The following is a 23,354-nucleotide window of genomic DNA, read 5'->3' on the forward strand; positions in this document are numbered from 1 at the left end:
AAAGCTCAGATGAAGATCCTGTTGCCGGAGAAGCTCTCTCTAAACTCTTTTGGTGTACAGTTCTTTTTCTTCTTAAACAAGCGGTTGAAGTTCGAAATGTTATTGAAGCCACAGTTGAAGGAGATTTCGGCGATGGAATGAGTGGTGTCGATCAACATCCGGGATGCATGTCCGAGGCGGATTTCGTTTAATGAGTCGATATACGTACTGCCCGTTCTTTTTTTAATGAATCTGCTAAAGGATACCTCGGTCATGTTCACGAGCTTGGCGATCTCTTTCAGACTGATCTGTTTGTCGTAGTTATTGTTCAGGTATTCAAATGCTTTTTCAATCCTCCTGCTGTTGCTGGGCTGATGAAAGTCGCTGAAAGAACTATCGGACAGGGTTCGCATATTTCGGGAGGACGACAGGTCATGCAGGATGCTGATCAGTTCCATAACGGAATCAAATCCATTCTTCTGATTTAGCGTAAGTATCCGTGGGCTGATATTCCTGATGGTCTCTGCCGAGAATGCAATCCCTTTCATCGAGCGTTCCAGCATTTGCCGGATCAGCCGAAGCTGGTTTCGCTTGAGAAGCTTGTCGTCGAACAGATCTTTGTGCCACTGGATGGTGACCTCCGTGATTTCATCGCTCTTACATTGATGAGTAAACCAAGCGTGATTGAGATTAGATCCGACCAGTACAAGCTCAATGTCGTCGATCACGTCTATATGGTCACCGACTATTCGCTTTGCTCCTTTGGCATTTAGGATCAGATTCAATTCGAATTCTTCGTGGAAGTGAAGAGGGAAGTTAAACTCCTTTTTTACACGCGAGAAGATTGTAAAACAATCGTTCGATGTAAGGGGAGTAATTTCTTTCATTATCCCGTTCATATGTGATATGGTTAGTTGATAAAATAGTATATATCACTAATATAAGGATTGTCGACATTCTTTGGATATCCTGCAAGTTGAAATATTCACCCTTCCTGGCCTTGGGCTAAGAATTCATTTTTTTAGGTTAAAAAAGTATTGATAAAAGCATTCCTCAGATATTACATTTGATCTATAACCAATCGAACCAGCCCACCTAATGAACGTCAAAAAGATCTCTTTTAAAGAAAAAGTCGGCTACGGCCTCGGCGACGCTGCCTCATCTATGTTTTGGAAGCTGTTCAGTATGTACCTGCTCATTTTCTATACCGATGTTTTTGGTATATCGGCCGCTGCGGCGGGTACGATGTTTCTCATTACCAGAGTATGGGATTCCTTTTGTGACCCCGTGGTTGGGGTCATGGCTGACCGCACATCGAGCAAGTGGGGTAAGTTCAGACCGTATCTCTTATGGGTAGCTATTCCATTTGCAGTGATCGCTCTTTTTACGTTCTACACGCCGGATTTTACACAGTCAGGGAAGTTGATTTATGCTTATGTGACTTATTCCCTGATGATGATGATCTATTCGCTGATCAATGTTCCCTACGCTTCGCTAATGGGGGTGATGACATCTGACAGGATCGAGCGTACAGCCCTCTCGTCTTATAGGATGGTGTTTGCGTTTGGTGGTAGTCTGCTTGCTCTGGCGCTGATAGAACCGCTGATCGACTTGCTTGGTGGTAAGTCTGACCCTCAGCAGGGATGGTTTTTATCGATTGTGATCTTCGCTGTTATTGCATCTGTTTTCTTCTGGCTGTGTTTTGCATGGACTAAGGAGCGGGTCAGACCTATGAACGAAACTGAGAATGACCTGAGGGAAGACATGAAGAATCTATTGGCTAATCGTCCCTGGTGGATTCTGCTCGGGGCAGGAATATCGGCCCTGATCTTTAATTCTATCCGCGACGGGGGAGCAGCTTTCTATTTTAAATATTACATCGGGCAGGATAGTCATATTGACCTTGCACTCGGATCTGCCCGAATCAATCTGTCGCTCACCACACTCTATCTGGTTCTAGGACAAGCTGCCAATATCATCGGGGTAATTATGGCGACCCCTCTTTCTGCCCGCATCGGTAAAAAGAACACGTTTTTGCTCGTGATGTCGATCGCTACGGTTCTCAGTCTGACTTTTTATATGTTCGGCAGGGAGCACCTGGTCTGGATCATGGTATTTCAGCTTCTGATCAGTATATGTGCAGGTTGTATCTTCCCGTTGCTATGGTCTATGTATGCAGATATTGCAGATTATTCAGAATGGAAGAATGGCAGAAGAGCGACGGGGCTCATATTTTCTTCTTCGTCGATGTCTCAGAAATTTGGCTGGACCATTGGAGGGGCCGCTACGGGATGGCTCCTGGGATATTACGGTTTTCAGGCCAATGTGGAACAGACTGAGGTAGCTCAATCGGGGATCAGGTTGATGTTGAGTGTTTTGCCGGCTATCGGCACCGTATTGTCGGTTGTCTTCATAGCCTTCTATCCGCTAACAGAGGAAAAGCTTCAACATATAGAGGATGAGCTGGAGAGCAAAAGAAAAAATCATGTAAAGCTTGAAATATGAGTCGATTGACAATGGTTAAATGGGTGTATGCAGTGCTTGCTCTAAGTGTTTGCCAAACCGCCGTGGCACAGCAACTGGCAGACAAGCAAGCGAGTACGGAAACTAAGAAGTTGTACAAGAACTTATTTAAGCTGAGGGAAACAAAAATTCTGTTTGGGCACCAGGATGCGCTGGCCTATGGATTTGGCTGGAAGTATGACGCTGATCGAAGCGATATCAAAGATGTGGCCGGCGAGCATCCCGCTCTTTATGGGTGGGATATCGCTGGACTGGAGAATGATTCACCTGTTAACCTCGATTCTGTTCCATTTGAAAAGATGAAGAAGTTTATACGTGATGTGTACGATAGAGGTGGTGTAAACACGATCAGCTGGCATTTAGATAACCCTGTGAATGGCAAATCGGCCTGGGATACCATTCCGGGCTCAGTAGGGATGATTCTCCCGGGAGGAGCAAAGCATCAGCTTTACAAGCAGTGGTTGGATAAAGTTGCGTTGTTTATGAAGGACCTTAAAGGATCGGACGGGAAATTGGTTCCCATTTTGTTTCGCCCTTTTCATGAGTTAACGGGAAGCTGGTTCTGGTGGGGAAAGAGAGAATGCAGTCCGCAAGAGATGAAGAGACTTTGGGTATTCACTCTTGATTACCTAAGCCGCCGGCATCAGGTGCATAATTTGATATATGTATTCAATACGGCTGATTTTTCATCTTCACAGGAGTTTCTGGAAAGATACCCGGGAGATGAATATGCAGATATACTGAGTTTCGACACGTATCAGTTTGGCCCTAAGGAAAACGGGGTGGGGTTCAGAAAAGAAACAGAGAGCAAGATGAATATTCTGGCCGGCCTAGCCAAGACGAAACGAAAGCTCATCGCGTTAGCAGAGACAGGTTACGAAACGATTCCTGATCCGGACTGGTGGACCGGGGTTTTATACCCATCAATCAGCAATCAGCCTGTTTCCTACGTATTAGTGTGGCGCAACGCAGGTTATCGACCACATAGCAAAGACTATCACTATTATGCTCCTTATCGTGGGCACGGCTCGGCGCCAGATTTTTTGAAATTCACCAAAAATGGGCGCATAGTCCTTGGAAAAGAGGCCGGCTCACTAAACCTTTATAAATGATTGCCCTAAGAATTGTAAATAATGAATGCTTTTGAGACGAGACTAGAGCAGCTTCAGAATTCGTATGTAAAACTAATCAGTAAGCAGAACGAGAAGCTGGAAGAAACAAACGGCGTTTACAGCCGCTACAAATATCCGGTGCTTACTGCGGCGCATACGCCGCTATTCTGGCGATACGATATTTGTGAGCAGACAAATCCATATTTGATGGAGCGCTTCGGGATTAATGCGGTATTTAATGCGGGAGCCATCAAATGGAGGGGAAAGTATTTGCTTGTTGCACGGGTGGAGGGTGCGGATAGGAAATCATTCTTCGCGGTTGCAGAAAGTAGTAACGGGGTAGACAACTTTGTTTTCTGGTCTGAGCCGGTGCGCTTGCCTCAAACTGAGGAGCCCGATGTCAATGTTTATGATATGAGGCTTACAGAGCACGAAGACGGCTGGATATATGGCTTATTTTGTACAGAACGTAAGGATCCTGCTGCACCTGCACGCGATCAATCGATGGCTGTAGCAGCATGCGGCATTGCCCGGACAAAGAACCTTGTAGAGTGGGAGCGCCTTCCTGATCTCAGGACTCCCTCTCCTCAGCAGAGAAACGTGGTTCTGCACCCTGAATTCGTGGGAGGAAGATATGCCTTTTACACGCGCCCCCAGGACGGATTTATTGAGGCTGGCTCGGGAGGCGGCATCGGTCTGGGTTTCTCCGGCTCAATGGAGGACGCCGTAATTGATGAGGAAGTGATCATCCACAACAAAGCCTATCATACGGTGTACGAGGCAAAAAATGGTGCGGGGCCAACACCTATCCGCACAGAAAAAGGATGGTTGCATCTTGCCCACGGTGTAAGGAACACTGCAGCAGGTTTGAGATATGTGTTGTACATGTTCATGACGGATCTGCAGGATATTAATAAGGTTATATACTGTCCAGGTGGATATTTCCTGGCGCCCCAGGGCGATGAGCGTGTAGGTGATGTATCTAACGTTTTGTTCTGCAACGGCTGGATCGCAGAGGATGATGGAAGAGTGTTCATTTATTATGCGTCGTCGGACACCCGCATGCATGTTGCGACCAGTACAATTGATCAGCTGGTCGACTATGTAATAAATACTCCTGAAGACGGATACCGATCAGAGTCATCTGTGGAGTCGATTCTTCGCATAATTGATAGAAATAAAGAATGCATTGATGGAAAGCCCGACGTTAAAAGATGAGCTTCGAGCCTACCTTCCAGAACTTGAAAGCGAACTTCTTCATATCCTTTCATGGTGGATGAACTTTGCTACAGATGACCGGGGAGGCTTTGTTGGCAGGATAGACCATGATCAGAATATCTATCCTGAAGCAGCAAAAGGAGCTGTACTTCACGCCCGGATATTATGGTCGTTTTCCGCGGGATATAATAGCTTCAGAAATAGTGAGCATCTGGAACATGCTCATCTTGCGTACAATTACATACGTGACCATCTTATAGACGCCGAGTTTGGAGGTGTTTACTGGACTGTTGATCGCCTGGGTAATCCGCTTAGTACAAGAAAGCAGGTTTATGCGGTTGCTTTTGTTATCTATGCACTGGCTGAATACTCGCGTGCAGCAGAGAGCGAGCAAGCAGTGAATTTAGCCATTTCGCTCTATGGCGACCTTCAGGAACATAGTTTTGACGAGCAGCGAACGGGATATTTCGAGGCCTTTCACAGGGATTGGTCTGAGATCGCCGACCAAAGGTTAAGTGATAAAGACGCCAATGAAAAGAAGACAATGAATACTCATCTTCATATTCTGGAGGCATACACCAATTTATACAGGGTCTGGAAAGATGAGGGACTTAAGCGACAAATCCTAACGCTGCTGAATAATTTCAGCCAGCATATCATAGAGAAAGACACCTTTCATCTTAACCTTTTTATGGATGAAGACTGGTTTGTAAAATCGTCAGCCATTTCCTTCGGACATGATATCGAGGCATCCTGGTTGTTACTTGAGGCAGCAGAAGTACTCGAAGATGAGCATGTGATTGATGAAGTTAAAGATCTTGCTGTTAAGATGGCCGGAGCTTCGCTGGAAGCCCTGGACACAGATGGAGGAATGCTCTATGAACTTGATCCTGAAGGAGGGCATGTTGTGAATGAAAAGCATTGGTGGGTACAAGCTGAAGCTATGGTAGGTTTTTTCAATGCGTGGCAGATATCAGGCGACGAGCAGTTTTTGCGGGCGTCTCTCGGTGTTTGGAATTATGTAAAAGCGTTCATAATCGATCCGGTACACGGTGAGTGGATATGGGGCCGCGATGAACAAGGGCAAGTGATGAGCAAGGAGGATAAGGCGGGTTTGTGGAAGTGCCCGTATCATAACAGCAGAGCCTGCCTGGAGCTTATCCATCGGCTTCAACACTTAAAAGCTTAGTGGTTAGTTATCAGTACCCAGGCGTTATGGAATAAAACAGCAGGAACCAGGCTACCAGAACGCTCTTTTAACAGCGCTGCAATCAGACCGGCGATGAAACCGAATAGAATTCTGACGAGGTTGATCTGAAGATGGAACCCGTCATGGAGAATAAATCCCTGACTCAATCCGTATAGGAGTGAGCTGATTAGTATGCCGAAGCTGAGGGAATAGCCCGCTAAATCCTCTTTCGCCTGGAATACGCGATTTAGAAGCGCCAGAAGTATTCCCCGAAACATTAATTCGTCGCACAATCCGCCCAGCGTGCCCTGGAAAACAAGAGTTTCGAGATCAAAGTTTGGATTTACTCTCTCAAACGATAGGTAGATGATCAGTCTCGCAAGAAGCACCAGGAGCAGAGTGTATGTCACAGGCATTAATGTGCCTTTGTTGAACCTTATCGTCCACCCGATCTCACCCTTCGATATCAACTTGTTTCGGTATACGAAGAAGACTCCCAGCAGCAGTCCGGCAATCTTTCCTATCCAGTTCCATGTTTGATGTTCATTAACAATGATGCTTGCCAGACCATTGGTTAATACGGACCAAAGGAGAAACAAGATGGCAAAAATGCCCAGAAAGCGGTACTCAGTCTTTGAAAACCTCGGCTTCCCGAAGAAAAGAAAGGGAAGAACGACAACGAACTGCATCAGGGCACTTAAAAGGTATGAAGAGGCGATCATATGTGGGCAAAGGTAAATGAAATTGTGTTTCGCCCGACCTGTTAAATAATGTAAAAACGATTTATGATTGTTGGATTATATTTATGTTTGTGTCAGAAAGTGACTAGAAATTGGGACAGTTTCACAGGTAGAAGCCGCATATATTTTAAATAACGAACGTTGTAAGTACTTCTAGGTATCGGTGTGATGCTTCCTGTTTTGTGGCACCATATTTGAATTATTTCATTAAACACATATAAATTATCATGAACATTAAATTAGCTACTTACACAATAATGATTGCAGCAGCGTCATTTGTGATATCTGGATGTAGTCAGATGACTCAAACTCAAAAAGGTACGGCAATCGGGTCTGCGGCTGGCGGAACACTAGGAGCAATAATTGGTAAAAAGGCTGGTAATACAGCTGTAGGTGCTATCATCGGTGGTGCCATTGGCGGTACTGCAGGAGCATTTATTGGTCGCAAGATGGACCGTCAGGCCGAAGAAATTCAGCAGAACGTTCCAGGTGCTGAAGTTATAAAGACTGGAGAAGGACTTATTGTTAAGTTCACCGATGGAATTTTATTTGATTTCAACAAATCAGATCTTAAGAGTGCAGGAGTGTCCAACGTTGCGAGCCTTGCTGCTACAATGAAGAATAATCCGGAAACCAACATTATGGTTATCGGCCATACGGATAACGTTGGTTCTGATACATACAACTATTCTCTGTCTGAGAGACGTGCACAATCTGTGAAGTCGCTGGCGGTGGCAAATGGAGTGAGCGCGTCCCGTATAACCATTTCAGGTAAAGGTAAGGCGGAACCAATCGCGGACAATAGTACCGAAGCTGGTAGAGCTCAAAACCGACGCGTTGAGATTGTCATCGTTGCAAATGAGCAGTTGAAGAACGAGGCTCGTCAGAATGCTCAATAGCAGATAAAACTAGTTTATTAAGCTAAGCCCCTAGCCGGACCGGTCAGGGGCTTTTTTTATCAGCAAGCTAACACGTTCAGGAGTGTATTTATGCGCTAATATTTTAGTGTGCTTAATATCAGGTATTTGTATCGGTGAAAATAGGTGTTTCCCGATGTAAAATGGAGAATCGGAAGCTATATATTGGTACAAAATACGACGCTCATGGAAACGAATCACGGAAAAATTGTCGAAAAAGTGATCAGACGGGAAGGCCACTCCATTAGTGAAATATCCCGTTTAATGAAAGTGAACAGAAGATCTGTTTATAACTGGTTTAGCCAACCGCAATTGCGGTCAGAGATTATCTACCGGATCGGCTGCATAACAAAGCATGACTTTTCGGTTGAACTGCCTTCAATTTTTTCAAAGAAAGACTTTGATTTTCAATCGCAGGAATTTTCTGAACCGTTTAGCATGGAAAATCACCATGATGACAGTGAATATTGGAAAAATAAATACGATAAGCTCTTGAAGAGTTATAACCTAATGAAGCAAGATAAATTGTTTGTCGCAATCTGAAGGGCACCTAAGCCGCTTGTGGGCGAGGTATACTTGTCGATGACAGGGTACCTCGTTCCTTATCTGTAAGCAGCATCTCCCGCTGAATCATGCAATCTTTGGATGATCTCATATGATCCGTTATAACCGCCCTGATGTGTTTTGTTGTTTTTTAAACACGTGCCAGGGATATTTAATGTACCTCTATTAATAACAACTCTCTCAGCGAAACCATTTCGCCGCTGAACGTTTTAATGTTTATATTGCAATTCCTAATTATATGAGTCTTCCGATATGATTAATTTCCGGCATTTAAATAAGTATGTAGGTGTACTTTTACTGTTGCTTTTTCATACTGTCGCATCCTCACAAACACTTAAATCAGGAGTCTTAGTTATAGGCGCCTCTCCATCGGGCATAGCTGCAGCGATACAGGCCGCCCATTCGGGGGTTAAAACAGTACTTTTGGACGAAGGGTCCAGTACCTCGGTAGTAATCAAACAACAAGAACGTGAAAATCCCTCTGGAGTCGTGAAGGATCTTCTGTCAAAAATTGAGGACTTACAGAAGTATCCTGTTAAGAGTACACAAGCACTCTCACCCGAATACGTTGCTACCATTTTAAAGGGTTGGACTGATACCATTAAAAATCTTACAGTTATCAGGAACTCAGCTGTGTCAGGCATTAAGAAGTCTGGAAAAGGGTGGGAAGTGCAAAGTTCTAAAGCAGTGATTAAGGCCGATATTATTGTGGATGCCACTGCAGGTAGAAAGGCTTCAGCAATAGCGGGATTAAAGGACCCGGTGAGGCAATTGGATTCTCTATCATATTTGCATCAACTTTACCGGACTAGTGTGACGATACCGTACGACGTTTCGGTTCTCCCGGCAACTACCCCAGCTAAATTTTTCCTGAGTTCACTGAAGAACTTTGTATATGCCTGGGGAATGACACCCGGCGAGACAGCAGGTTTTTCAACCGGCCAGGCTGCCGGAGCAATTGCAGCCTATTGTTCTTTCTTTAACACAACGACAGACAAGCTCAACATCCGGCTGATTCAGAGCGAGCTCATGACTTACAGGTCCAGGTTGATTGGTTTTGCTGACATTGTACCCCTGGATTCTAACTCTTTAGCAATTCAGCAGCTTGCGCTTACCGGGATCATTAAAGGTAAAGTACGTAACGGTCAAATCTATTTACTACCAGACTCTTCGGTGTCGACGGAAGATATAAGACTTCCGGTGAAAGAATACTACTCCCGGAGCCAGATCTGGTTCCTGGATAACAAGTCAGACAAAATGACGATGGAACAATTGTTGAGCCTCATCAAGTTTACTGCGCAGAGAGGGTCAGAGCTGGATAAGGAGATTGAGAAAGGTTGGAAGATATCTTTCAAGCTTCCAGGAGAATTCAATTCAAAGCGTCAGATAACCCGCCGCGAGTTCGCTGTCCTTTTCAATAGTTACTTAAGACCGTTTGACGTTTCCGTTGATATCAATGGTCAGTTAAAGCGATAATCAAAGAGAATGTCTCGTATAAATGATGCAGGTCACTTGTTTACACTCTTAGATTTATATTCTTTGTATAAAATAAAAATTAAGCTATGAATGAAGTTTTGGATACCCGTTTGATGCACCCACGTGACCAGATAACAATGGTTATGACTCGAATATACAGACGGGGGTTAACCACCACATCAGGAGGAAATATCTCTATCATCGACGACAATGGGGATATCTGGATATCACCTTCTGCTGTTGATAAAGGCTCTTTGCAACCAACAGACATCGTATGTATAAAGAAGGACGGAACTATTATTGGTAATCACAAGCCATCTTCAGAACATCCTTTTCACCGCGCTATATATCAGATAAGGCCAGACATCAAAGCTATTATCCACGCACATCCACCCGCTCTGGTATCGTTTAGTATTGCACGTACTATTCCAAATACCAATATCATTTCACAGGCGAAACATGTTTGCGGACCGATAGGGTATGCTGAGTATGAATTGCCGGGCAGTGAAGCCCTGGGTTCGAAAATCGCCAGTGAGTTCACTCGCGGCTATAACGCGGTCATTATGGAAAACCATGGAACCGTAGTAGGAGGTTCTGACCTTGTGGACACCTTCCAAAGATTTGAAACACTGGAGTTTTCTGCGAGGACAATACTTTATGGAAACTCTGTGGGAACGCCGGCATATCTGAACGATGATGATATCGATGCTTTTGAAAGTCAGATTCCAGCACTTCTTCCCGAAATGGAGGAGACGTTTCATTCATCTGTAGAGCGGGAGAAGCGTGCCGAAATATGCAAAATAGTTCATAGAGCCTGTACACAAGGATTGATGATCAGTTCATACGGAACTATTTCTACCCGTGTTGATGATGACACTTTCTTGATTACACCGACGAATGTTCCGCGTTGGGATATGGTTCCAGATGATATCGTTCAAATTAAGAATGGTAAGCGCGAAAAAGGTAAAGTTCCAAGTCGGTCTACCTATTTGCACCAGGATATTTATGCTAAGCACCCGGAGATCAATTCGATTATTCTGACTCAGTCGCCTTATCTGATGGCTTTCTCAGTAACCGGAGCATCATTTAACGTAAGAACTATTCCAGAAAGCTGGATATTCCTACAGGATGTTCACACGCTCGACTTTGGTGTTCAATTCAACGGCAGAGCTGAAATTCCGACGATGGTTTCCAAGAGCAACCCGGCTGTATTGGTAAAGAATGACTGTGTTGTCGTTACTGGTAACGGGTTATTGCAAACCTTCGACTATCTCGAAGTGGCGGAGTTTAGTGCCAAATCGCTTGTAATGTGCTCATCTCTTGGGTCCATGGTGCCTATCAGCAATGAACAGGTTGAGGAGCTTCGAAAAGCTTTTATAAAAGAGTAGAATCATCGATTAGCTAAGGAATCCCGTCTGAAAAGATGGGATTTTTTATTTTAATTCTTATTTTGCTTTATGATAAATGCACAAGATATCTTTCCTTACGAGATTAACCCAGAGTATTCCCAATCTGTAGCTTACTTCTCCATGGAGTTCGCTATAGATCAGTCGCTGAAAATATACAGTGGTGGCTTAGGTTTTCTTGCAGGCTCACATTTGCGTAGTGCCTTTGAATTGAAGCAAAACCTTATTGGTATAGGAATTCTTTGGAAGTACGGATACTATGACCAAGAGAGGGACGTAAATGCAAGGATGAAACCCGGTTACGTAGAGAAGAGCTATTCTTTTCTGGAGGATACCGGCATCATATTTACTATTCTCGTGCATAATTCCCCTGTCCGGGTAAAAGCGTGGCTTCTAAGGCCAGAAACTTTCGGGTCCGCACCTTTATTCCTGTTGAGTACGGATCTGCCGGAAAATGATGATATGTCGAGGAGCATTACCAACCGCCTGTACGATTCAAATGAAGCGACTCGTATCGCTCAATCGATCCTATTAGGTACAGGAGGAGCTATCTTATTGGAGCACCTTGGCAGGCATACAGATATCTATCATATGAATGAAGGCCATTCGCTCTCGCTTAATTTTCATCTCTACTCTAAGTTTAAGAACCTTGAGGAAGTTAAAAAGCGGGTTGTATTTACCACTCACACCCCTGAGGCTGCCGGAAATGAGTCTCATAGTTATAATATTCTTCAGGATATGTCATTCTTCTGTGGTCTTCAGAACCATGAGGTAAAATCACTACTGGGGATTGATGGAGATCATCTGAACTACACTCTTGCCGCGTTGAAATTCGCTCGGAAGGCGAATGCGGTGTCAAAACTTCATGGTACGGTATCGAGAGATATGTGGAAATCAAATTTTGGTATTTGCGAGATTACTTCGATTACAAATGCACAAAATAAATCATACTGGAAGGACGAAATCTTTGAACAGGCACTTGAATCTGGTAACGACATTCAATTGTCTGAACGAAAGAAGGAGTTGAAGAATCGGCTTTTCAAGCTGGTCGCTGACCAGACGGGTAAGCTTTTCAATGAAGATGTACTAACCGTTGTCTGGGCGAGACGTTTTGCCAGCTATAAGCGGGCAGATATGATCATGAAAGATTGGTGTCGTTTTCTTCACCTGATCAATAATAGTACTCATCCAATTCAAATAATCTGGGCCGGGAAGCCCTATCCTGAAGATTATGGAGCAATAGACTTATTTAACAGCATAATTGATCGGGTTAAGCCGTTTGCAAATTGCGCTGTGGTGACAGGCTACGAACTCGGACTTTCGGCTCTGCTAAAGAAGGGATCAGACGTGTGGTTGAATAACCCCCGGATGTACAGGGAAGCGTCGGGTACGAGTGGAATGACCGCGGCAATCAATGGGAGCATTAACTTTTCTATTCCAGATGGTTGGATTCCGGAGTTTGCTAAAGACATGGAAAATAGCTTTCTCATTGATCCTGCTGATGACCATCTTTCACAGGAAGAGAAAGACCATATTGAGTCTGTTCGCCTGCTTGAAAAGCTGGAGAATGTAATCCTTCCTATGTATTACGAAAATCGTAGCTCATGGCTCAGTATAGTAAAGAACAGTGCCAGAGATGTGTGTCCCGCATTTGAATCTGGAAGAATGGCTGCAGAGTACTATCGCCTAATGTACACTCAGCCTTAGCTCCAGGATCTTCTCTTTAACCGCATCCCCTTTGCTGTGTCTCTTCGGGCGATCAGAAGGGGGATGCCTACACCTCCTGCAATACTCATAAGGATAAACATAACTTTGAGGCAGTTATTCAGCGTTTCAGACATGATGTGAGTGTAAGTAACCGGATCGATGTCTCCTGAGAGCTCAATTAATCCTATCATCATTTTGTAGGCGAACTTTCCCGGGATCATTGGGATCACCGAAGGTATAGCCAGGACCGGAGGGGGACAGTGGCTTTTGTGGGCGAAATAGATACTCAGGAAACCTATAAGTGTGGCTCCGAACAGCGTTCCTACAATTACGCTGATCTCATTATGTATCATAAGTACTCGAAGTATACCCCCCAAAGCTCCCATAATCCCAATGTAGCCGAGGGCCCGGCTTGGAACGTTAAACAATACTGCAAAGCCGACAGCAGCCATGCCTAACCAAATGCACTTTTCTAACAAGATAACATGTTCCATATCAGAGTCCGTAAATAAACATGGATGTGAGCAGACCTAAGCCAATTGCGAAAGATATAATGAACCCATTCATTCCTCTAATCATGGCGTTATTCAAATTACCATCGATCATGTCTGAAAACGAGTTTATCAAAGGTACCCCTGGGATCAGGAAAAGTACCGAGGTTGAAAACGCTGGTTCATGGATGTATCCGCCACCAAATTTATACGCGCTGGCTGCAATGAAAGATGCGGTTAAGGCAGCACAGTAGATACAGATATAGGGGTTGAACTTTAACCGATGTGCCTCCTGGCGGACAAACAGACCTGAAACTGTGGCAATAAGTACAGTAAGCATGTCCAACGCATCGCCCTCTGCAAGCCTGCAGAAAGACGATCCCGCTAAGCCTACGAATAAGAGCACCGCCCAACGCGGATAATGCGGGAGTGCCGAGATCCTTGCTAACTGGTCGTTAATCTGTTGGATCGTTAAGTCGTCTTCTACAACCTGCCAGCTAAGCCGACTAATTCCTGTAAGCAATTTAAAATTCACCCCATGTGGAGGAGAGCGTTTCAGATTGTTGAAGAAAAAATCGTTTTGTTCATCCCTTATGGTAAGCATGATCGTCCGGTGTGAGACAAGAAGGTCGGTTTCGTATCCAAAGGATTCTGCGATCCTGTTTATGGTTTTACGCGTCCGGCCAGTGCTTGCTCCGGCGCTAAGTAACAAAGTCCCAACATTCAATAAGGTAGATCCAAGTTGCTTTATTTCATTCTGTTCTGTCGGAATTGCCATGATCATTGCAGTAGTTGACTGCGGCGTAAAATTAGAACTCTTTTTTTTAAGCATACCTGACGCCCGTCATATTTTTATATGAAAAAAATGGGAAGTTTTGCAGTATACAATTTACCATATTTATGTTTAAAGAGAAAATAGAGCTGATGGCACCTGCCGGTTCTTACGAATCGCTAACGGCGGCTATTCAGGCAGGGGCAGATTCCGTGTACTTTGGGATCGAACAATTGAACATGCGCGCTCGTTCGAGTAGCAACTTTACGTTGGATGATCTTACCAAAATAGCCGCTATATCTCGTTCTGCAGGAATTAAGTCCTATCTCACCCTCAATACTATCTTGTATGACCATGATATCAACCTGATGAAAAGGATCGTTGATGCTGCCCATGCCAGTGGTATTTCTGCGGTCATTGCGTCGGATCACGCAGTTTTAAACTACGCTAAAAAGATCGGTTTTCCGGTACATATATCCACACAGGCGAATATATCCAATATTGATACTTTGGAATTTTATGCTGCCTACGCAGATGTGATGGTTATGGCGCGGGAGCTTAGTCTCATGCAAGTTTCCAATATAACCCGCGACATAGAACGTCGTAAGATCACAGGGCCATCAGGAGAGCTTGTCAGGGTTGAGATCTTCGCACATGGTGCCTTATGTATGGCCGTGTCCGGTAAGTGCTATCTCAGTCTACATTCAGACTTTGCATCGGCGAACCGCGGGGCATGTATTCAAAACTGCCGGAAGAGCTATATCGTTACAGAGAAGGAACACGGAACGGAGTTCGAAATTGATAACGAATACATCATGTCAGCGAAAGATCTTTGTACTATTGATTTCCTGGATAAGATCCTTGATGCAGGTGTATCTGTACTTAAGATTGAAGGACGCGGACGGAGCGCTGACTATGTTCATACAGTCGTTTGCTGCTATAGGGAAGCTATTGACGCTTACAACAGCGGCAACTATGAACCTGGTTTATTCGCAGAATGGAAGACCCGATTGTCAACAGTCTTCAACCGGGGTTTTTGGGATGGGTATTATCTCGGTCGTAAAATGGGAGAGTGGAGCGACGTTTATGGATCAAAAGCTACACAAAAGAAAACCTATATCGGCAGGGGGATAAAGTACTTTGATAAGTCGTCAGTTGCGGAGTTTCAACTAGACGCACATTCTTTGAAAAAGGGGGCTAAGATCATGATAACAGGTCCCACAACAGGTGTTGTTTGGTCAACAGTGGAAGAGATCAGAGTTGATAATGAGACAAGAGATACAGTTACAAAGGGAGAAACCTTCTCGATACCGCTGAATGAGAAAGTGAGGCCCTCAGATAAGCTTTACAAGCTGGAAGAAATCTAATGGTACGAATTATCCAGCATCGAATTAAGTGTATTGGCTGTAATGCCTGTGTAGAAGCAGCCTCCTACCGATGGCGAATATCGAGGAAGGATGGTAAGGTGACTCTCGTCCAGGGTATAGAAAAGAAAGGTGTTTATAGTATCCGTGTGGCAGATGATGAGTTGGAAGATAATTTAAGAGCAGCGACACATTGTCCTGTAAACTGTATAAAAGTAGAACTATTATAATGGAAGAACCATCATCTAAACCGGACCAGCTTATTGCTGATTTTTTCAAGTCTCAGACCGTTTTTACTCTGGCAACAAGCTTTCAGGATCAGCCTCACTGTGCCACATGCTTCTATGCTTACAGTGAAGAACATAACATGCTTATATTTAAGTCATCAGAGAAGACCGATCATATCCAGCAATCTCTTGCCAACAGCCTGGTTGGAGGATCCATTTTACCAGATAAGCTTCAAACAGGTAAGATCAAGGGTATCCAGTTTAAAGGGCGATTAATTGTATCGGAAGGTCAGTGCCTATCTGATTTAAAAAAGACCTATTACGCCAAGTATCCGTTCGCACTTGCTATGGGCGGAGAGATATGGACTATCGCACTCAATTGGATCAAGTTCACAGACAATACGCTCGGCTTCGGTAAGAAGATAAAATGGGAGATGCCTAAACAAAAAAAGAGCGATCATTAATTGATCGCTCTTTTTTGTATTATCAGATAAATCCAAGTCTCCAATTAGACAAGTAGTCTTACTGGCTCCTCGATGAGAGCTTTTAATGTCTGAAGGAACGCAGCACCCTGTGCGCCGTCAACCACGCGGTGATCACAGCTAAGCGTTACTTTCATAACGTTGCCAGGAACAACAGCACCATTCTTTACAACAGGCACCTGTGAGATACCTCCAATTGCAAGAATACAAGCATCAGGAGAGTTGATGATAGCCGTAAACTCATCTACGCCGAACATACCCAGGTTAGAGATCGTGAAGGTAGAGCCCTCCCAATCAGCAGGTTGAAGTTTCTTGTTCTTAGCTTTCTGAGCGAAGTCTTTCACCTCTGCAGATATATGAGAAAGGGATTTGCCATCCGCAAAGCGAACAACAGGAACCAACAGACCTTCATCCACAGCAACTGCAACACCTATGTTCACATGCTCATTATAGCGGATCTTATCTCCTCTCCATGAAGAGTTCAGGTTAGGATGTTGCTTTAACGCAACGGCAACAGCTTTGATCACGATATCATTAAATGATATTTTAACCGGAGCAAACTCATTCATCTTCGCACGTGCAGCTATCGCACTATCCATATCGATAGACATAGTCACATAGAAGTGTGGAGCGGTAAAGAGGCTATCAGACAATCTCTTGCCGATAGTCTTTCTCATTTGAGTAACAGGCTTTTCAGTATATTTTTCTTCACCGATAAATTGAGGAATAGAAGGGGCTGCAGCCTTAGAGTCTTTAGCAGGAGCTTCAGTAGCAGGAGCAGCAGCTTGAGGCTTAGCACCCGGGCTGAAGCTTTCAATATCTTTCTTTACAATTCGGCCACCTTCTGCACTTCCTTTTACCTGAGAAAGGTCAATGCCCTTGTCTTTAGCAATTTTCTTAGCCAGAGGTGATGCTTTAACTCTTGAGTCAGCATCAGAAGATGTAGCAGTTGCGACTTCTTCTTTTCTGGCTTCAGCTTTAGGCTCTTCCGCTTTTGCATCAGCAGATTTCGGCTTAGAACCACCCTTTAATAGAGGCTGTACATCTGTGCCTGGCTTACCAACGATGGCGATAACATCATTTACCTTCGCAGCCTCGCCCTTTTCAACACCAATGTAAAGTAAAGTACCTTCGGCGTACGCAGTAACTTCCATCGTCGCCTTGTCTGTTTCAACGTCGGCTAAGGTATCGTCACTCTTAATTTCGTCACCAACTTTCTTATGCCACTCAGCAATAACTCCCTCAGTCATCGTATCGCTTAGTAAAGGCATACGTATCACTGTTGCACCTACAGATTCAGGGTCTATACCTTCATCTGTAGAAGCGGGTTCTGACTCGCTTTCTGGAGTTTTTGTTTCCGGCTTATCTGCTTCATTGGCCGGTGCCTTTTCGGCGCCACCAGTAGAATTTCCTTCCAATGCAGATTTATAATCTTCACCTTCTTCACCTAACACAGCAATAACTGCGTCGATAGGAACAGTTGAGCCTTCTTCAGCTCCAATATATAACAAGGTACCTTCCTGATAGGATTCAAAATCCATTGTTGCTTTATCGGTCTCAACCTCAGCAATCAGGTCACCTGTGCTAACTTTATCACCAACTTTTTTATGCCATTTAGCGATAACACCTTCTGTCATGGTATCGCTCATTTTCGGCATTCTAACTACTTCAGCCATGTTTTCGTGCGGTTTGTTTGTCTGACAATTAACTAGTTTCTGATAAAAGGATAATTCTCCTGAACGTATACATCAGTATAAGTTTCAGAAGCATCCGGCCATGGAGACTCCTCAGCAAATTTCACAGCTTCGTCAACAATAGCTTTAACCTTTTTATCTATTTCCTCAAACCAGGCATCATCAGCATAACTGTTCTCAACAATAGCCAATTTAACAACGCCTATCGGATCTTTAGCTTTATAGTTCTCAAGCTCCTCCTTAGTCCTGTATTTTGCAGGGTCAGACATCGAGTGGCCTTTGTAACGATATGTACGCGCTTCCAGGAACGTAGGTCCTTCGCCGGCACGTGCACGTTGAACAGCTTCATCCATCGCATTATGCACAGCAACCGGATCCATACCGTCAACAGGAGCACAAGGCATATCAAACCCAAGTCCGATCTTGTAGATATCTTCCATGTTGGTTGTACGGGCTACGGAGGTTCCCATAGCATATCCGTTGTTCTCGCAAACAAAGATTACGGGCAACTTCCAGATCATCGCCATATTGAAGGTCTCGTTCAAAGCACCCTGTCTTACGGCTCCGTCTCCCATATAACAAACACAAACACTGTCAGTACCACTATACTGTTCAGCAAAAGCAATTCCAGCGCCCAGAGGAATCTGGCCACCAACAATTCCGTGTCCGCCAAAGAATTTATGTTCTTTACTAAAAATATGCATTGATCCACCTTTACCCTTAGAGCTTCCGGTAGCTTTTCCATACATTTCTGCCATAACAGCATTAGGAGATACGCCTTTTGCGATTGCATGCGCGTGATCCCTGTATGCAGTAATCAAAGAATCTTCTGGTTTTAACACTGACATGGTACCTGCTACAACAGCTTCCTGACCGATATATAAATGACAAAAACCTCTGATTTTCTGCTGTCCATATAATTGACCGGTCTTCTCCTCGAATTTGCGCATAAGCAACATCGATTCATACCAGTGCAGATAGGTGTCTTTAGTAATTTCTACTGAACTCATTGTTATAATGTGTTTTTTGGAACGCAAATCTAATTATAGTTTCCCAAAAAAAGAAGATGCGCCGCCGATTTACGTGTTTGCGCTAATATCGTTTATTAAAAATTATGATCTGCAATGTTTTGAAATTAATACACTATGCCAGATCAATCTGTCGCTGGTTCATACCGGGTGCTGCTTTTCAAGACGATCCGGATCGTAGTGCCGACGCCCGGTTCTGAATCTTTAACAAAGATGAGGCCCTTGTGATAGTTCTCGACAATCCGCTTTGTGAGAGAGAGCCCGAGTCCCCAGCCCCTTTTTCGGGTTGTATATCCCGGTTGAAAGATAGTTTCAAACTTCATTCGCGGAATACCTTTTCCGCTGTCAATTACATCAATGAAAACCTGCTCTTTAACGAGGTTCTCAATAACCTGAATCTCTATAGAACCTTCCCCCTCAATCGCGTTGACCGAGTTCTTCATTAGATTTTCGATAACCCACTCAAAAAGCGGGATATTCATCAGCGCTTCCACTTCCTGGTCCCCCGACACCTTGAACTTAATCTTTTCGCTGGTTCGAACTTTGAAATAATCAACATATTCCTTTATTGCGGCATATACCGGATGGCTGTGCAGATTAGGAGTTGAGCCAATCTTGGAGAAGCGATCAGCAACCATTTCGAGCCGGTGCACGTCATTCTCCATTTCCAGGATAAGTGGGTCTTCATCTGCTTTAAATTTCGATTTCAGTAATTCGATCCAGGCCATCAGTGAGGATATAGGCGTCCCCAGTTGGTGAGCCGTCTCCTTCGCCATCCCCACCCAAACGAGGTTTTGCTCCGATCGTCTGGAAGAGCTGAATACCGTATAAGCCACCATCAGAAATAGACCGATCACCATCAGTTGGATATAGGGGAAAACCTTCAACTGTGTAAGTAGTTGGGAGTCCTTGTAGTACACGAACCACTTTTCGCCATCTTCCTTGATGATCACGATCGGGATATGCTGGCGTTTCATTTCTGCCAGCTGGGCCTTGAAGTATCCGGGATCATGGATCTTCCTGGTAAAAATGGCCGACTCCCGCCCATTGTCTTCCACTTGGAAGTTCGTCTTCGTGCTGTCCAGACTCCTCCAGTAGATAATGCTATCCCGTTCATCAGTAACAATCGTCGGCATAGACAAGCTATCGCGAATAGAGAAGATGACTGTCAGATATTCATCGTTGATATCCTCTATCTCAATAATCTTTTTAAAGCTCATCGCCCATACCTCAGCACGCGTACGTTCTGAAACCGCGATGTTCTTTACCAGGTAATTTGTATACCAGAGCGAGGCCGACGCGATAACAACCGCGAAGGCCAGCAAAAGGAATTTCCAGCGTCGTTTCTGTTCGTACGGATTCATATCTCAGGGCTATTTTACAGTTAGTCCCATGTTGTAAAACATGAAAGCCCACTTGTCGGCCTGCTCAGCAATAACCTGAGCGGTTGATTTCCCCGCGCCATGACCTGCTTTCGTCTCAATACGAATCAGAACCGGGTTATCACCAGAATGGAATTCCTGTAAACGTGCCGCAAACTTGAATGAATGCGCCGGAACAACCCGGTCGTCATGATCTGCTGTTGTCACCAACGTCGCCGGATAGGCCACGCCTTTCTTCAATGCGTGGTAAGGAGAGTAATTCAGTAGATACTGAAACATCTCTTTGGAGTCTTCTGCTGTTCCGTAATCATATCCCCAACCTGCGCCCGCAGTAAACTTATTATAGCGTAACATGTCAAGAACCCCAACAGCAGGGAACGCCACCTTAAACATTTCAGGGCGCTGAGTCATGGCTGCGCCTACAAGGAGCCCGCCATTAGATCCGCCTGCAATAGCCAGTCGTGCGCTGGATGTATATTTATTGTCAATGAGATACTGGGCAGCCGACAAGAAATCGTCAAAAACATTCTGCTTCTGCAGCTTTGTGCCGGCGACATGCCACTTCTCACCATACTCACCGCCACCACGTAAATTTGCTACCGCATAAATCCCACCCTGTTCAAGCAGAATGATATTCGATGTGCTGAATGCAGGGGTCAGGCTGATGTTAAAGCCCCCGTAGCCGTAAAGCATGGTCGGGTTCGTTCCATCCAATTTAATTCCCTTTTTATAAGTGACGATCATCGGAACTCTTGTGCCATCTTTTGAATTATAGAAAACTTGCTTTGACTCGTATAAAGCTGGATCGAACTTAACTCCGGATTTTTGGTACAGCTCTGATTTTCCTGTTGTAATGGTATACTTGAAAATCGTTGGAGGGTATACGTAAGATGTGAAAGTGAAGTACAATTCGTTCTCCGTTTTCTTGGCTCCGAAACCAGAAGCTGTTCCTACGCCTGGCAGGTCAATTGTACGCTCAAGCGTTCCGTTCATGTCGTATTGCATGATCAGAGATGTCGCATCCTTCAGATAGTTTGCGAACAATTTGCCGCCGCCGGTTCTAGCACTAAGCACATTCACCGTTTCCGGGATAACGTCAACCCAGTTTTGAGGAGCCGGATTGCTGAAGTCCACTTTAACAACACGGTTGTTTGCAGCTTTTAGATTCGTCTCTATAAATAGCGTATTTCCTGATACATCCAGTACCTGATGCTCATTTGTCATGTTAGCAACTACGCTGATAATTTTTCCCGAAGGATTTTTAAGGTCCTGAATGTATAGCTCATTTCCGGAAGTTGAGTTTGCAGCCGAAATAACCAGAAATCGCTGATCTTCCGTGATATAAGCTCCGATATACCTTCTTGGCGTTGTTACGCCGCCGAAAATTAATACATCCTGATTTTGAGGAGTACCCAGCTTGTGGTAGTAAAGCTTGTGGTGCTGCGTCATAGCAGAAAGCTCACTACCCTTAGGTTTTTCATAGCTGCTGTAGTAGAATCCTTCATTGCCCTTCCAGGCGATTCCGCTAAACTTTACATCTATAAGGGTTTCTCCAACGATGCTCTTGTCTGCTGTCTTCATTACAATAACCTTGCGCCAGTCAGATCCTCCTTCAGATATCTGGTAAGCAGCCAAGCTTCCGTCTTTGCTGAAATCCAGCCCGGCAAGTGACGTAGTGCCATCAGTCGAGAACTTGTTCGGATCCAGAAACACTTCCGGCTTGCCACCTTTTTTTTGGCGGTAGATGACAGACTGGTTCTGAAGTCCGTCGTTTTTCGAAAAGTAGATATAGTCACCTTCTTTAGACGGTGCACTTATCCTCTCGTAGTTCCAGAGCGTTTCCAGTCTGCTTTTAATCTTATCGCGAAAGCTGATATTCGATAAATATCCCTGTGTAACCTCATTTTGTTCGGTTACCCAGGCCTTGGTGTCTTCAGCCATGTCGTTCTCCAACCAGCGATAAGGGTCTTCTACAACGGTGTTGAAATAAGTGTCTGTAGTATTATCTTTCTTAGTTTTAGGATAGTTTAGCATTTTAGATTGAGTGTTTTGCGCGTAACCGGTATAGGATATCCCGGAAGCAAGGATTAATGTAAGAAGCCTTTTCATCTATGAATGTATGTGTATGAATTTACTATAACGTCAAATGTATGAAATAGTCTTTTTATTAAACTATTGATCTTATTTGCCATAATACTACCTTTATCCCATGGCTCTACGCAATAAAATCTACTTTGCCTCCGATTTTCACCTAGGAACCGCCAATTATGCACAAAGCAGAGAAAGAGAAGATAGGATAGTCCGCTGGCTTGATTTTATTAAACACGACGCATCAGAATTATATCTTGTAGGAGATATTTTCGATTTCTGGTTTGAATACAAACACGCGGTGCCCAGAGGCTATGTCCGCTTTCTAGGTAAACTTGCTGAACTTTCAGATCTGGGCATCAAGATAACGATGTTCAAAGGCAATCACGATATGTGGATGTTCGGCTATCTTAAAGAAGAGGTCGGTGTTACAATTGTGTCGGACGAAATGGTCCTTAAGCGAAATGACAAGCGTTTCTATATTCATCATGGGGATGGCCTTGGCCCCGGGGACGGCAAATACAAGATCCTCAAGCGAATCTTCCGGAGCAGTATTTGCCAGTGGTTGTTTGCGAGGGTTCACCCCAACTTAGGGATAGGTATAGCCAGAGCCTGGTCGGGTCACAGTCGTATTGCAGGCGCAAAAAAGGAGACTTTTCTTGAGGTGCAGCATGAGTGGTTGGTACAATACAGTAAAGAGGTGCTTCAGAATACCCATTACGACTACTTCGTGTTCGGTCACCGGCATCTGCCCCTGGATATTACATTGAGTCCGTCGAGCCGCTATGTAAATCTCGGGGAGTGGATCAACTACAACACCTATGCGGTGTTCGACGGTAATGATCTTTCCCTCTGTTACTTCGAAAAGAAGTCATAATCTGGTGCCATCTTATTTTTTTACCTAAAAAGCCTTATTTTTGGAAATTAAACACAGGACGCCTTGTCCCGTTGTTTATCATATACAGTATACAGCAGCTATTTACTTAGAAATGATG

The 23,354-nt window shown here is 44.4% G+C and carries 21 protein-coding genes; 13 read left to right on the plus strand and 8 right to left on the minus strand.

Annotated elements, in window-relative coordinates; genetic code table 11:
- Positions 1-5: 5 nt before the first annotated feature.
- A complete protein-coding gene (locus ACO1NU_RS10765; RefSeq protein WP_448818480.1) occupies positions 6-866 on the minus strand; it encodes an AraC family transcriptional regulator in 861 nt (286 codons plus the stop codon).
- A gap of 211 nt (positions 867-1,077) precedes the next feature.
- Here ACO1NU_RS10765 and ACO1NU_RS10770 point away from each other — a divergent pair, with 211 nt between their 5' ends.
- From ACO1NU_RS10770 to ACO1NU_RS10785, 4 genes are read left to right on the plus strand one after another with little or no spacing between them, the layout of a single operon-like run.
- Positions 1,078-2,484, plus strand: coding sequence for an MFS transporter (locus ACO1NU_RS10770; protein ID WP_448818481.1), 1,407 nt, complete (start codon positions 1,078-1,080; stop codon positions 2,482-2,484).
- Positions 2,481-3,614, plus strand: coding sequence for a glycoside hydrolase family 26 protein (locus ACO1NU_RS10775; RefSeq protein WP_448818482.1), 1,134 nt, complete (start codon positions 2,481-2,483; stop codon positions 3,612-3,614). Before ACO1NU_RS10770 ends, ACO1NU_RS10775 begins: the two co-directional genes overlap by 4 nt.
- A 21-nt stretch (positions 3,615-3,635) precedes the next feature.
- Positions 3,636-4,832: a glycoside hydrolase family 130 protein gene (locus tag ACO1NU_RS10780; protein ID WP_448818483.1), complete on the plus strand. Its 1,197-nt coding sequence runs from the start codon at positions 3,636-3,638 to the stop codon at positions 4,830-4,832.
- Positions 4,807-6,021 (plus strand): AGE family epimerase/isomerase, encoded by a 1,215-nt coding sequence (locus ACO1NU_RS10785; protein ID WP_448818484.1) that lies wholly within the window; start codon positions 4,807-4,809, stop codon positions 6,019-6,021. Before ACO1NU_RS10780 ends, ACO1NU_RS10785 begins: the two co-directional genes overlap by 26 nt.
- Here ACO1NU_RS10785 and ACO1NU_RS10790 read toward each other — a convergent pair.
- Positions 6,018-6,743, minus strand: coding sequence for a CPBP family intramembrane glutamic endopeptidase (locus ACO1NU_RS10790; RefSeq protein WP_448818485.1), 726 nt, complete (start codon positions 6,741-6,743; stop codon positions 6,018-6,020). The genes ACO1NU_RS10785 and ACO1NU_RS10790 overlap by 4 nt on opposite strands.
- Before the next feature lie 317 nt (positions 6,744-7,060).
- Here ACO1NU_RS10790 and ACO1NU_RS10795 point away from each other — a divergent pair, with 317 nt between their 5' ends.
- The 5 genes from ACO1NU_RS10795 to glgP all read left to right on the plus strand — a co-directional run bounded on the left by ACO1NU_RS10795 (position 7,061) and on the right by glgP (position 12,831).
- The gene (locus ACO1NU_RS10795) at positions 7,061-7,660 is read left to right on the plus strand and encodes an OmpA family protein (protein WP_448818486.1); all 600 of its coding nucleotides are present in this window, start codon (positions 7,061-7,063) and stop codon (positions 7,658-7,660) included.
- A 204-nt stretch (positions 7,661-7,864) separates the two neighbouring features.
- Positions 7,865-8,221: a helix-turn-helix domain-containing protein gene (locus ACO1NU_RS10800; protein ID WP_448818487.1), complete on the plus strand. Its 357-nt coding sequence runs from the start codon at positions 7,865-7,867 to the stop codon at positions 8,219-8,221.
- A 273-nt stretch (positions 8,222-8,494) separates the two neighbouring features.
- Positions 8,495-9,718, plus strand: coding sequence for an FAD-dependent oxidoreductase (locus ACO1NU_RS10805; protein ID WP_448818488.1), 1,224 nt, complete (start codon positions 8,495-8,497; stop codon positions 9,716-9,718).
- Between the two features lie 86 nt (positions 9,719-9,804).
- A complete protein-coding gene (locus ACO1NU_RS10810) occupies positions 9,805-11,106 on the plus strand; it encodes a class II aldolase/adducin family protein (protein WP_448818489.1) in 1,302 nt (433 codons plus the stop codon).
- A 69-nt stretch (positions 11,107-11,175) separates the two neighbouring features.
- Positions 11,176-12,831 carry an alpha-glucan family phosphorylase gene (gene glgP / locus ACO1NU_RS10815; RefSeq protein WP_448818490.1) on the plus strand — a complete coding sequence of 552 codons (1,656 nt, stop codon included), beginning with the start codon at positions 11,176-11,178 and terminating at the stop codon, positions 12,829-12,831.
- Here glgP and ACO1NU_RS10820 read toward each other — a convergent pair.
- Positions 12,828-13,325, minus strand: a complete 498-nt coding sequence (locus ACO1NU_RS10820) for a threonine/serine exporter family protein (RefSeq protein ID WP_448818491.1) — start codon at positions 13,323-13,325, stop codon at positions 12,828-12,830. The two genes, glgP and ACO1NU_RS10820, sit on opposite strands and share 4 nt — an antisense overlap.
- Position 13,326: 1 nt before the next feature.
- Entirely contained in the window at positions 13,327-14,100 is a 774-nt protein-coding gene (locus tag ACO1NU_RS10825; RefSeq protein WP_448818492.1) for a threonine/serine ThrE exporter family protein, read from the minus strand.
- A 122-nt stretch (positions 14,101-14,222) separates the two neighbouring features.
- On the opposite strand from ACO1NU_RS10825, the gene ACO1NU_RS10830 reads away from it, so the two are divergent.
- The 3 genes from ACO1NU_RS10830 to ACO1NU_RS10840 are packed head-to-tail and all read left to right on the plus strand — an operon-like array spanning position 14,223 to position 16,149.
- Positions 14,223-15,461, plus strand: a complete 1,239-nt coding sequence (locus ACO1NU_RS10830) for a peptidase U32 family protein (protein ID WP_448818493.1) — start codon at positions 14,223-14,225, stop codon at positions 15,459-15,461.
- Complete coding sequence (locus ACO1NU_RS10835) at positions 15,461-15,688, plus strand: ferredoxin (RefSeq protein WP_448818494.1); 228 nt, start codon at positions 15,461-15,463, stop codon at positions 15,686-15,688. Before ACO1NU_RS10830 ends, ACO1NU_RS10835 begins: the two co-directional genes overlap by 1 nt.
- Positions 15,688-16,149: a pyridoxamine 5'-phosphate oxidase family protein gene (locus ACO1NU_RS10840; RefSeq protein ID WP_448818495.1), complete on the plus strand. Its 462-nt coding sequence runs from the start codon at positions 15,688-15,690 to the stop codon at positions 16,147-16,149. Before ACO1NU_RS10835 ends, ACO1NU_RS10840 begins: the two co-directional genes overlap by 1 nt.
- 44 nt (positions 16,150-16,193) lie before the next feature.
- Here the strand turns inward: ACO1NU_RS10840 and ACO1NU_RS10845 are convergent, their stop codons facing one another.
- From ACO1NU_RS10845 to ACO1NU_RS10860, 4 genes are all read right to left on the minus strand, one after another.
- Positions 16,194-17,843: a 2-oxo acid dehydrogenase subunit E2 gene (locus ACO1NU_RS10845; protein WP_448818496.1), complete on the minus strand. Its 1,650-nt coding sequence runs from the start codon at positions 17,841-17,843 to the stop codon at positions 16,194-16,196.
- A 32-nt stretch (positions 17,844-17,875) separates the two neighbouring features.
- A complete protein-coding gene (gene pdhA / locus ACO1NU_RS10850; RefSeq protein ID WP_448818497.1) occupies positions 17,876-18,871 on the minus strand; it encodes a pyruvate dehydrogenase (acetyl-transferring) E1 component subunit alpha in 996 nt (331 codons plus the stop codon).
- Positions 18,872-19,014: 143 nt separating this feature from the next.
- On the minus strand, positions 19,015-20,253 hold the full coding sequence (locus tag ACO1NU_RS10855) for a sensor histidine kinase (RefSeq protein WP_448818498.1): 1,239 nt from the start codon (positions 20,251-20,253) through the stop codon (positions 19,015-19,017).
- A gap of 9 nt (positions 20,254-20,262) precedes the next feature.
- Entirely contained in the window at positions 20,263-22,380 is a 2,118-nt protein-coding gene (locus ACO1NU_RS10860) for a prolyl oligopeptidase family serine peptidase (RefSeq protein WP_448818499.1), read from the minus strand.
- A gap of 100 nt (positions 22,381-22,480) precedes the next feature.
- Here ACO1NU_RS10860 and ACO1NU_RS10865 point away from each other — a divergent pair, with 100 nt between their 5' ends.
- Positions 22,481-23,236 (plus strand): UDP-2,3-diacylglucosamine diphosphatase, encoded by a 756-nt coding sequence (locus tag ACO1NU_RS10865; RefSeq protein WP_448818500.1) that lies wholly within the window; start codon positions 22,481-22,483, stop codon positions 23,234-23,236.
- The last annotated feature ends 118 nt before the right edge of the window (positions 23,237-23,354 follow it).

The organism is Arcticibacter sp., from assembly GCF_053551015.1.

Excerpts from the sequence above, each read along its gene's own strand:
- ACO1NU_RS10785 (WP_448818484.1), top strand. The coding sequence starts at position 4,807 with ATGGAAAGCCCGACGTTAAAAGATGAGCTTCGAGCCTACCTTCCAGAA.
- ACO1NU_RS10825 (WP_448818492.1), bottom strand. The coding sequence starts at position 14,100 with ATGGCAATTCCGACAGAACAGAATGAAATAAAGCAACTTGGATCTACC.
- ACO1NU_RS10770 (WP_448818481.1), top strand. The coding sequence starts at position 1,078 with ATGAACGTCAAAAAGATCTCTTTTAAAGAAAAAGTCGGCTACGGCCTC.
- ACO1NU_RS10790 (WP_448818485.1), bottom strand. The coding sequence starts at position 6,743 with ATGATCGCCTCTTCATACCTTTTAAGTGCCCTGATGCAGTTCGTTGTC.
- ACO1NU_RS10765 (WP_448818480.1), bottom strand. The coding sequence starts at position 866 with ATGAAAGAAATTACTCCCCTTACATCGAACGATTGTTTTACAATCTTC.
- ACO1NU_RS10805 (WP_448818488.1), top strand. The coding sequence starts at position 8,495 with ATGATTAATTTCCGGCATTTAAATAAGTATGTAGGTGTACTTTTACTG.
- ACO1NU_RS10775 (WP_448818482.1), top strand. The coding sequence starts at position 2,481 with ATGAGTCGATTGACAATGGTTAAATGGGTGTATGCAGTGCTTGCTCTA.
- ACO1NU_RS10830 (WP_448818493.1), top strand. The coding sequence starts at position 14,223 with ATGTTTAAAGAGAAAATAGAGCTGATGGCACCTGCCGGTTCTTACGAA.
- ACO1NU_RS10835 (WP_448818494.1), top strand. The coding sequence starts at position 15,461 with ATGGTACGAATTATCCAGCATCGAATTAAGTGTATTGGCTGTAATGCC.
- glgP (WP_448818490.1), top strand. The coding sequence starts at position 11,176 with ATGATAAATGCACAAGATATCTTTCCTTACGAGATTAACCCAGAGTAT.
- ACO1NU_RS10800 (WP_448818487.1), top strand. The coding sequence starts at position 7,865 with ATGGAAACGAATCACGGAAAAATTGTCGAAAAAGTGATCAGACGGGAA.
- ACO1NU_RS10855 (WP_448818498.1), bottom strand. The coding sequence starts at position 20,253 with ATGAATCCGTACGAACAGAAACGACGCTGGAAATTCCTTTTGCTGGCC.
- ACO1NU_RS10810 (WP_448818489.1), top strand. The coding sequence starts at position 9,805 with ATGAATGAAGTTTTGGATACCCGTTTGATGCACCCACGTGACCAGATA.
- ACO1NU_RS10780 (WP_448818483.1), top strand. The coding sequence starts at position 3,636 with ATGAATGCTTTTGAGACGAGACTAGAGCAGCTTCAGAATTCGTATGTA.
- ACO1NU_RS10795 (WP_448818486.1), top strand. The coding sequence starts at position 7,061 with ATGACTCAAACTCAAAAAGGTACGGCAATCGGGTCTGCGGCTGGCGGA.
- ACO1NU_RS10820 (WP_448818491.1), bottom strand. The coding sequence starts at position 13,325 with ATGGAACATGTTATCTTGTTAGAAAAGTGCATTTGGTTAGGCATGGCT.
- ACO1NU_RS10865 (WP_448818500.1), top strand. The coding sequence starts at position 22,481 with ATGGCTCTACGCAATAAAATCTACTTTGCCTCCGATTTTCACCTAGGA.
- ACO1NU_RS10840 (WP_448818495.1), top strand. The coding sequence starts at position 15,688 with ATGGAAGAACCATCATCTAAACCGGACCAGCTTATTGCTGATTTTTTC.
- ACO1NU_RS10860 (WP_448818499.1), bottom strand. The coding sequence starts at position 22,380 with ATGAAAAGGCTTCTTACATTAATCCTTGCTTCCGGGATATCCTATACC.
- pdhA (WP_448818497.1), bottom strand. The coding sequence starts at position 18,871 with ATGAGTTCAGTAGAAATTACTAAAGACACCTATCTGCACTGGTATGAA.
- ACO1NU_RS10845 (WP_448818496.1), bottom strand. The coding sequence starts at position 17,843 with ATGGCTGAAGTAGTTAGAATGCCGAAAATGAGCGATACCATGACAGAA.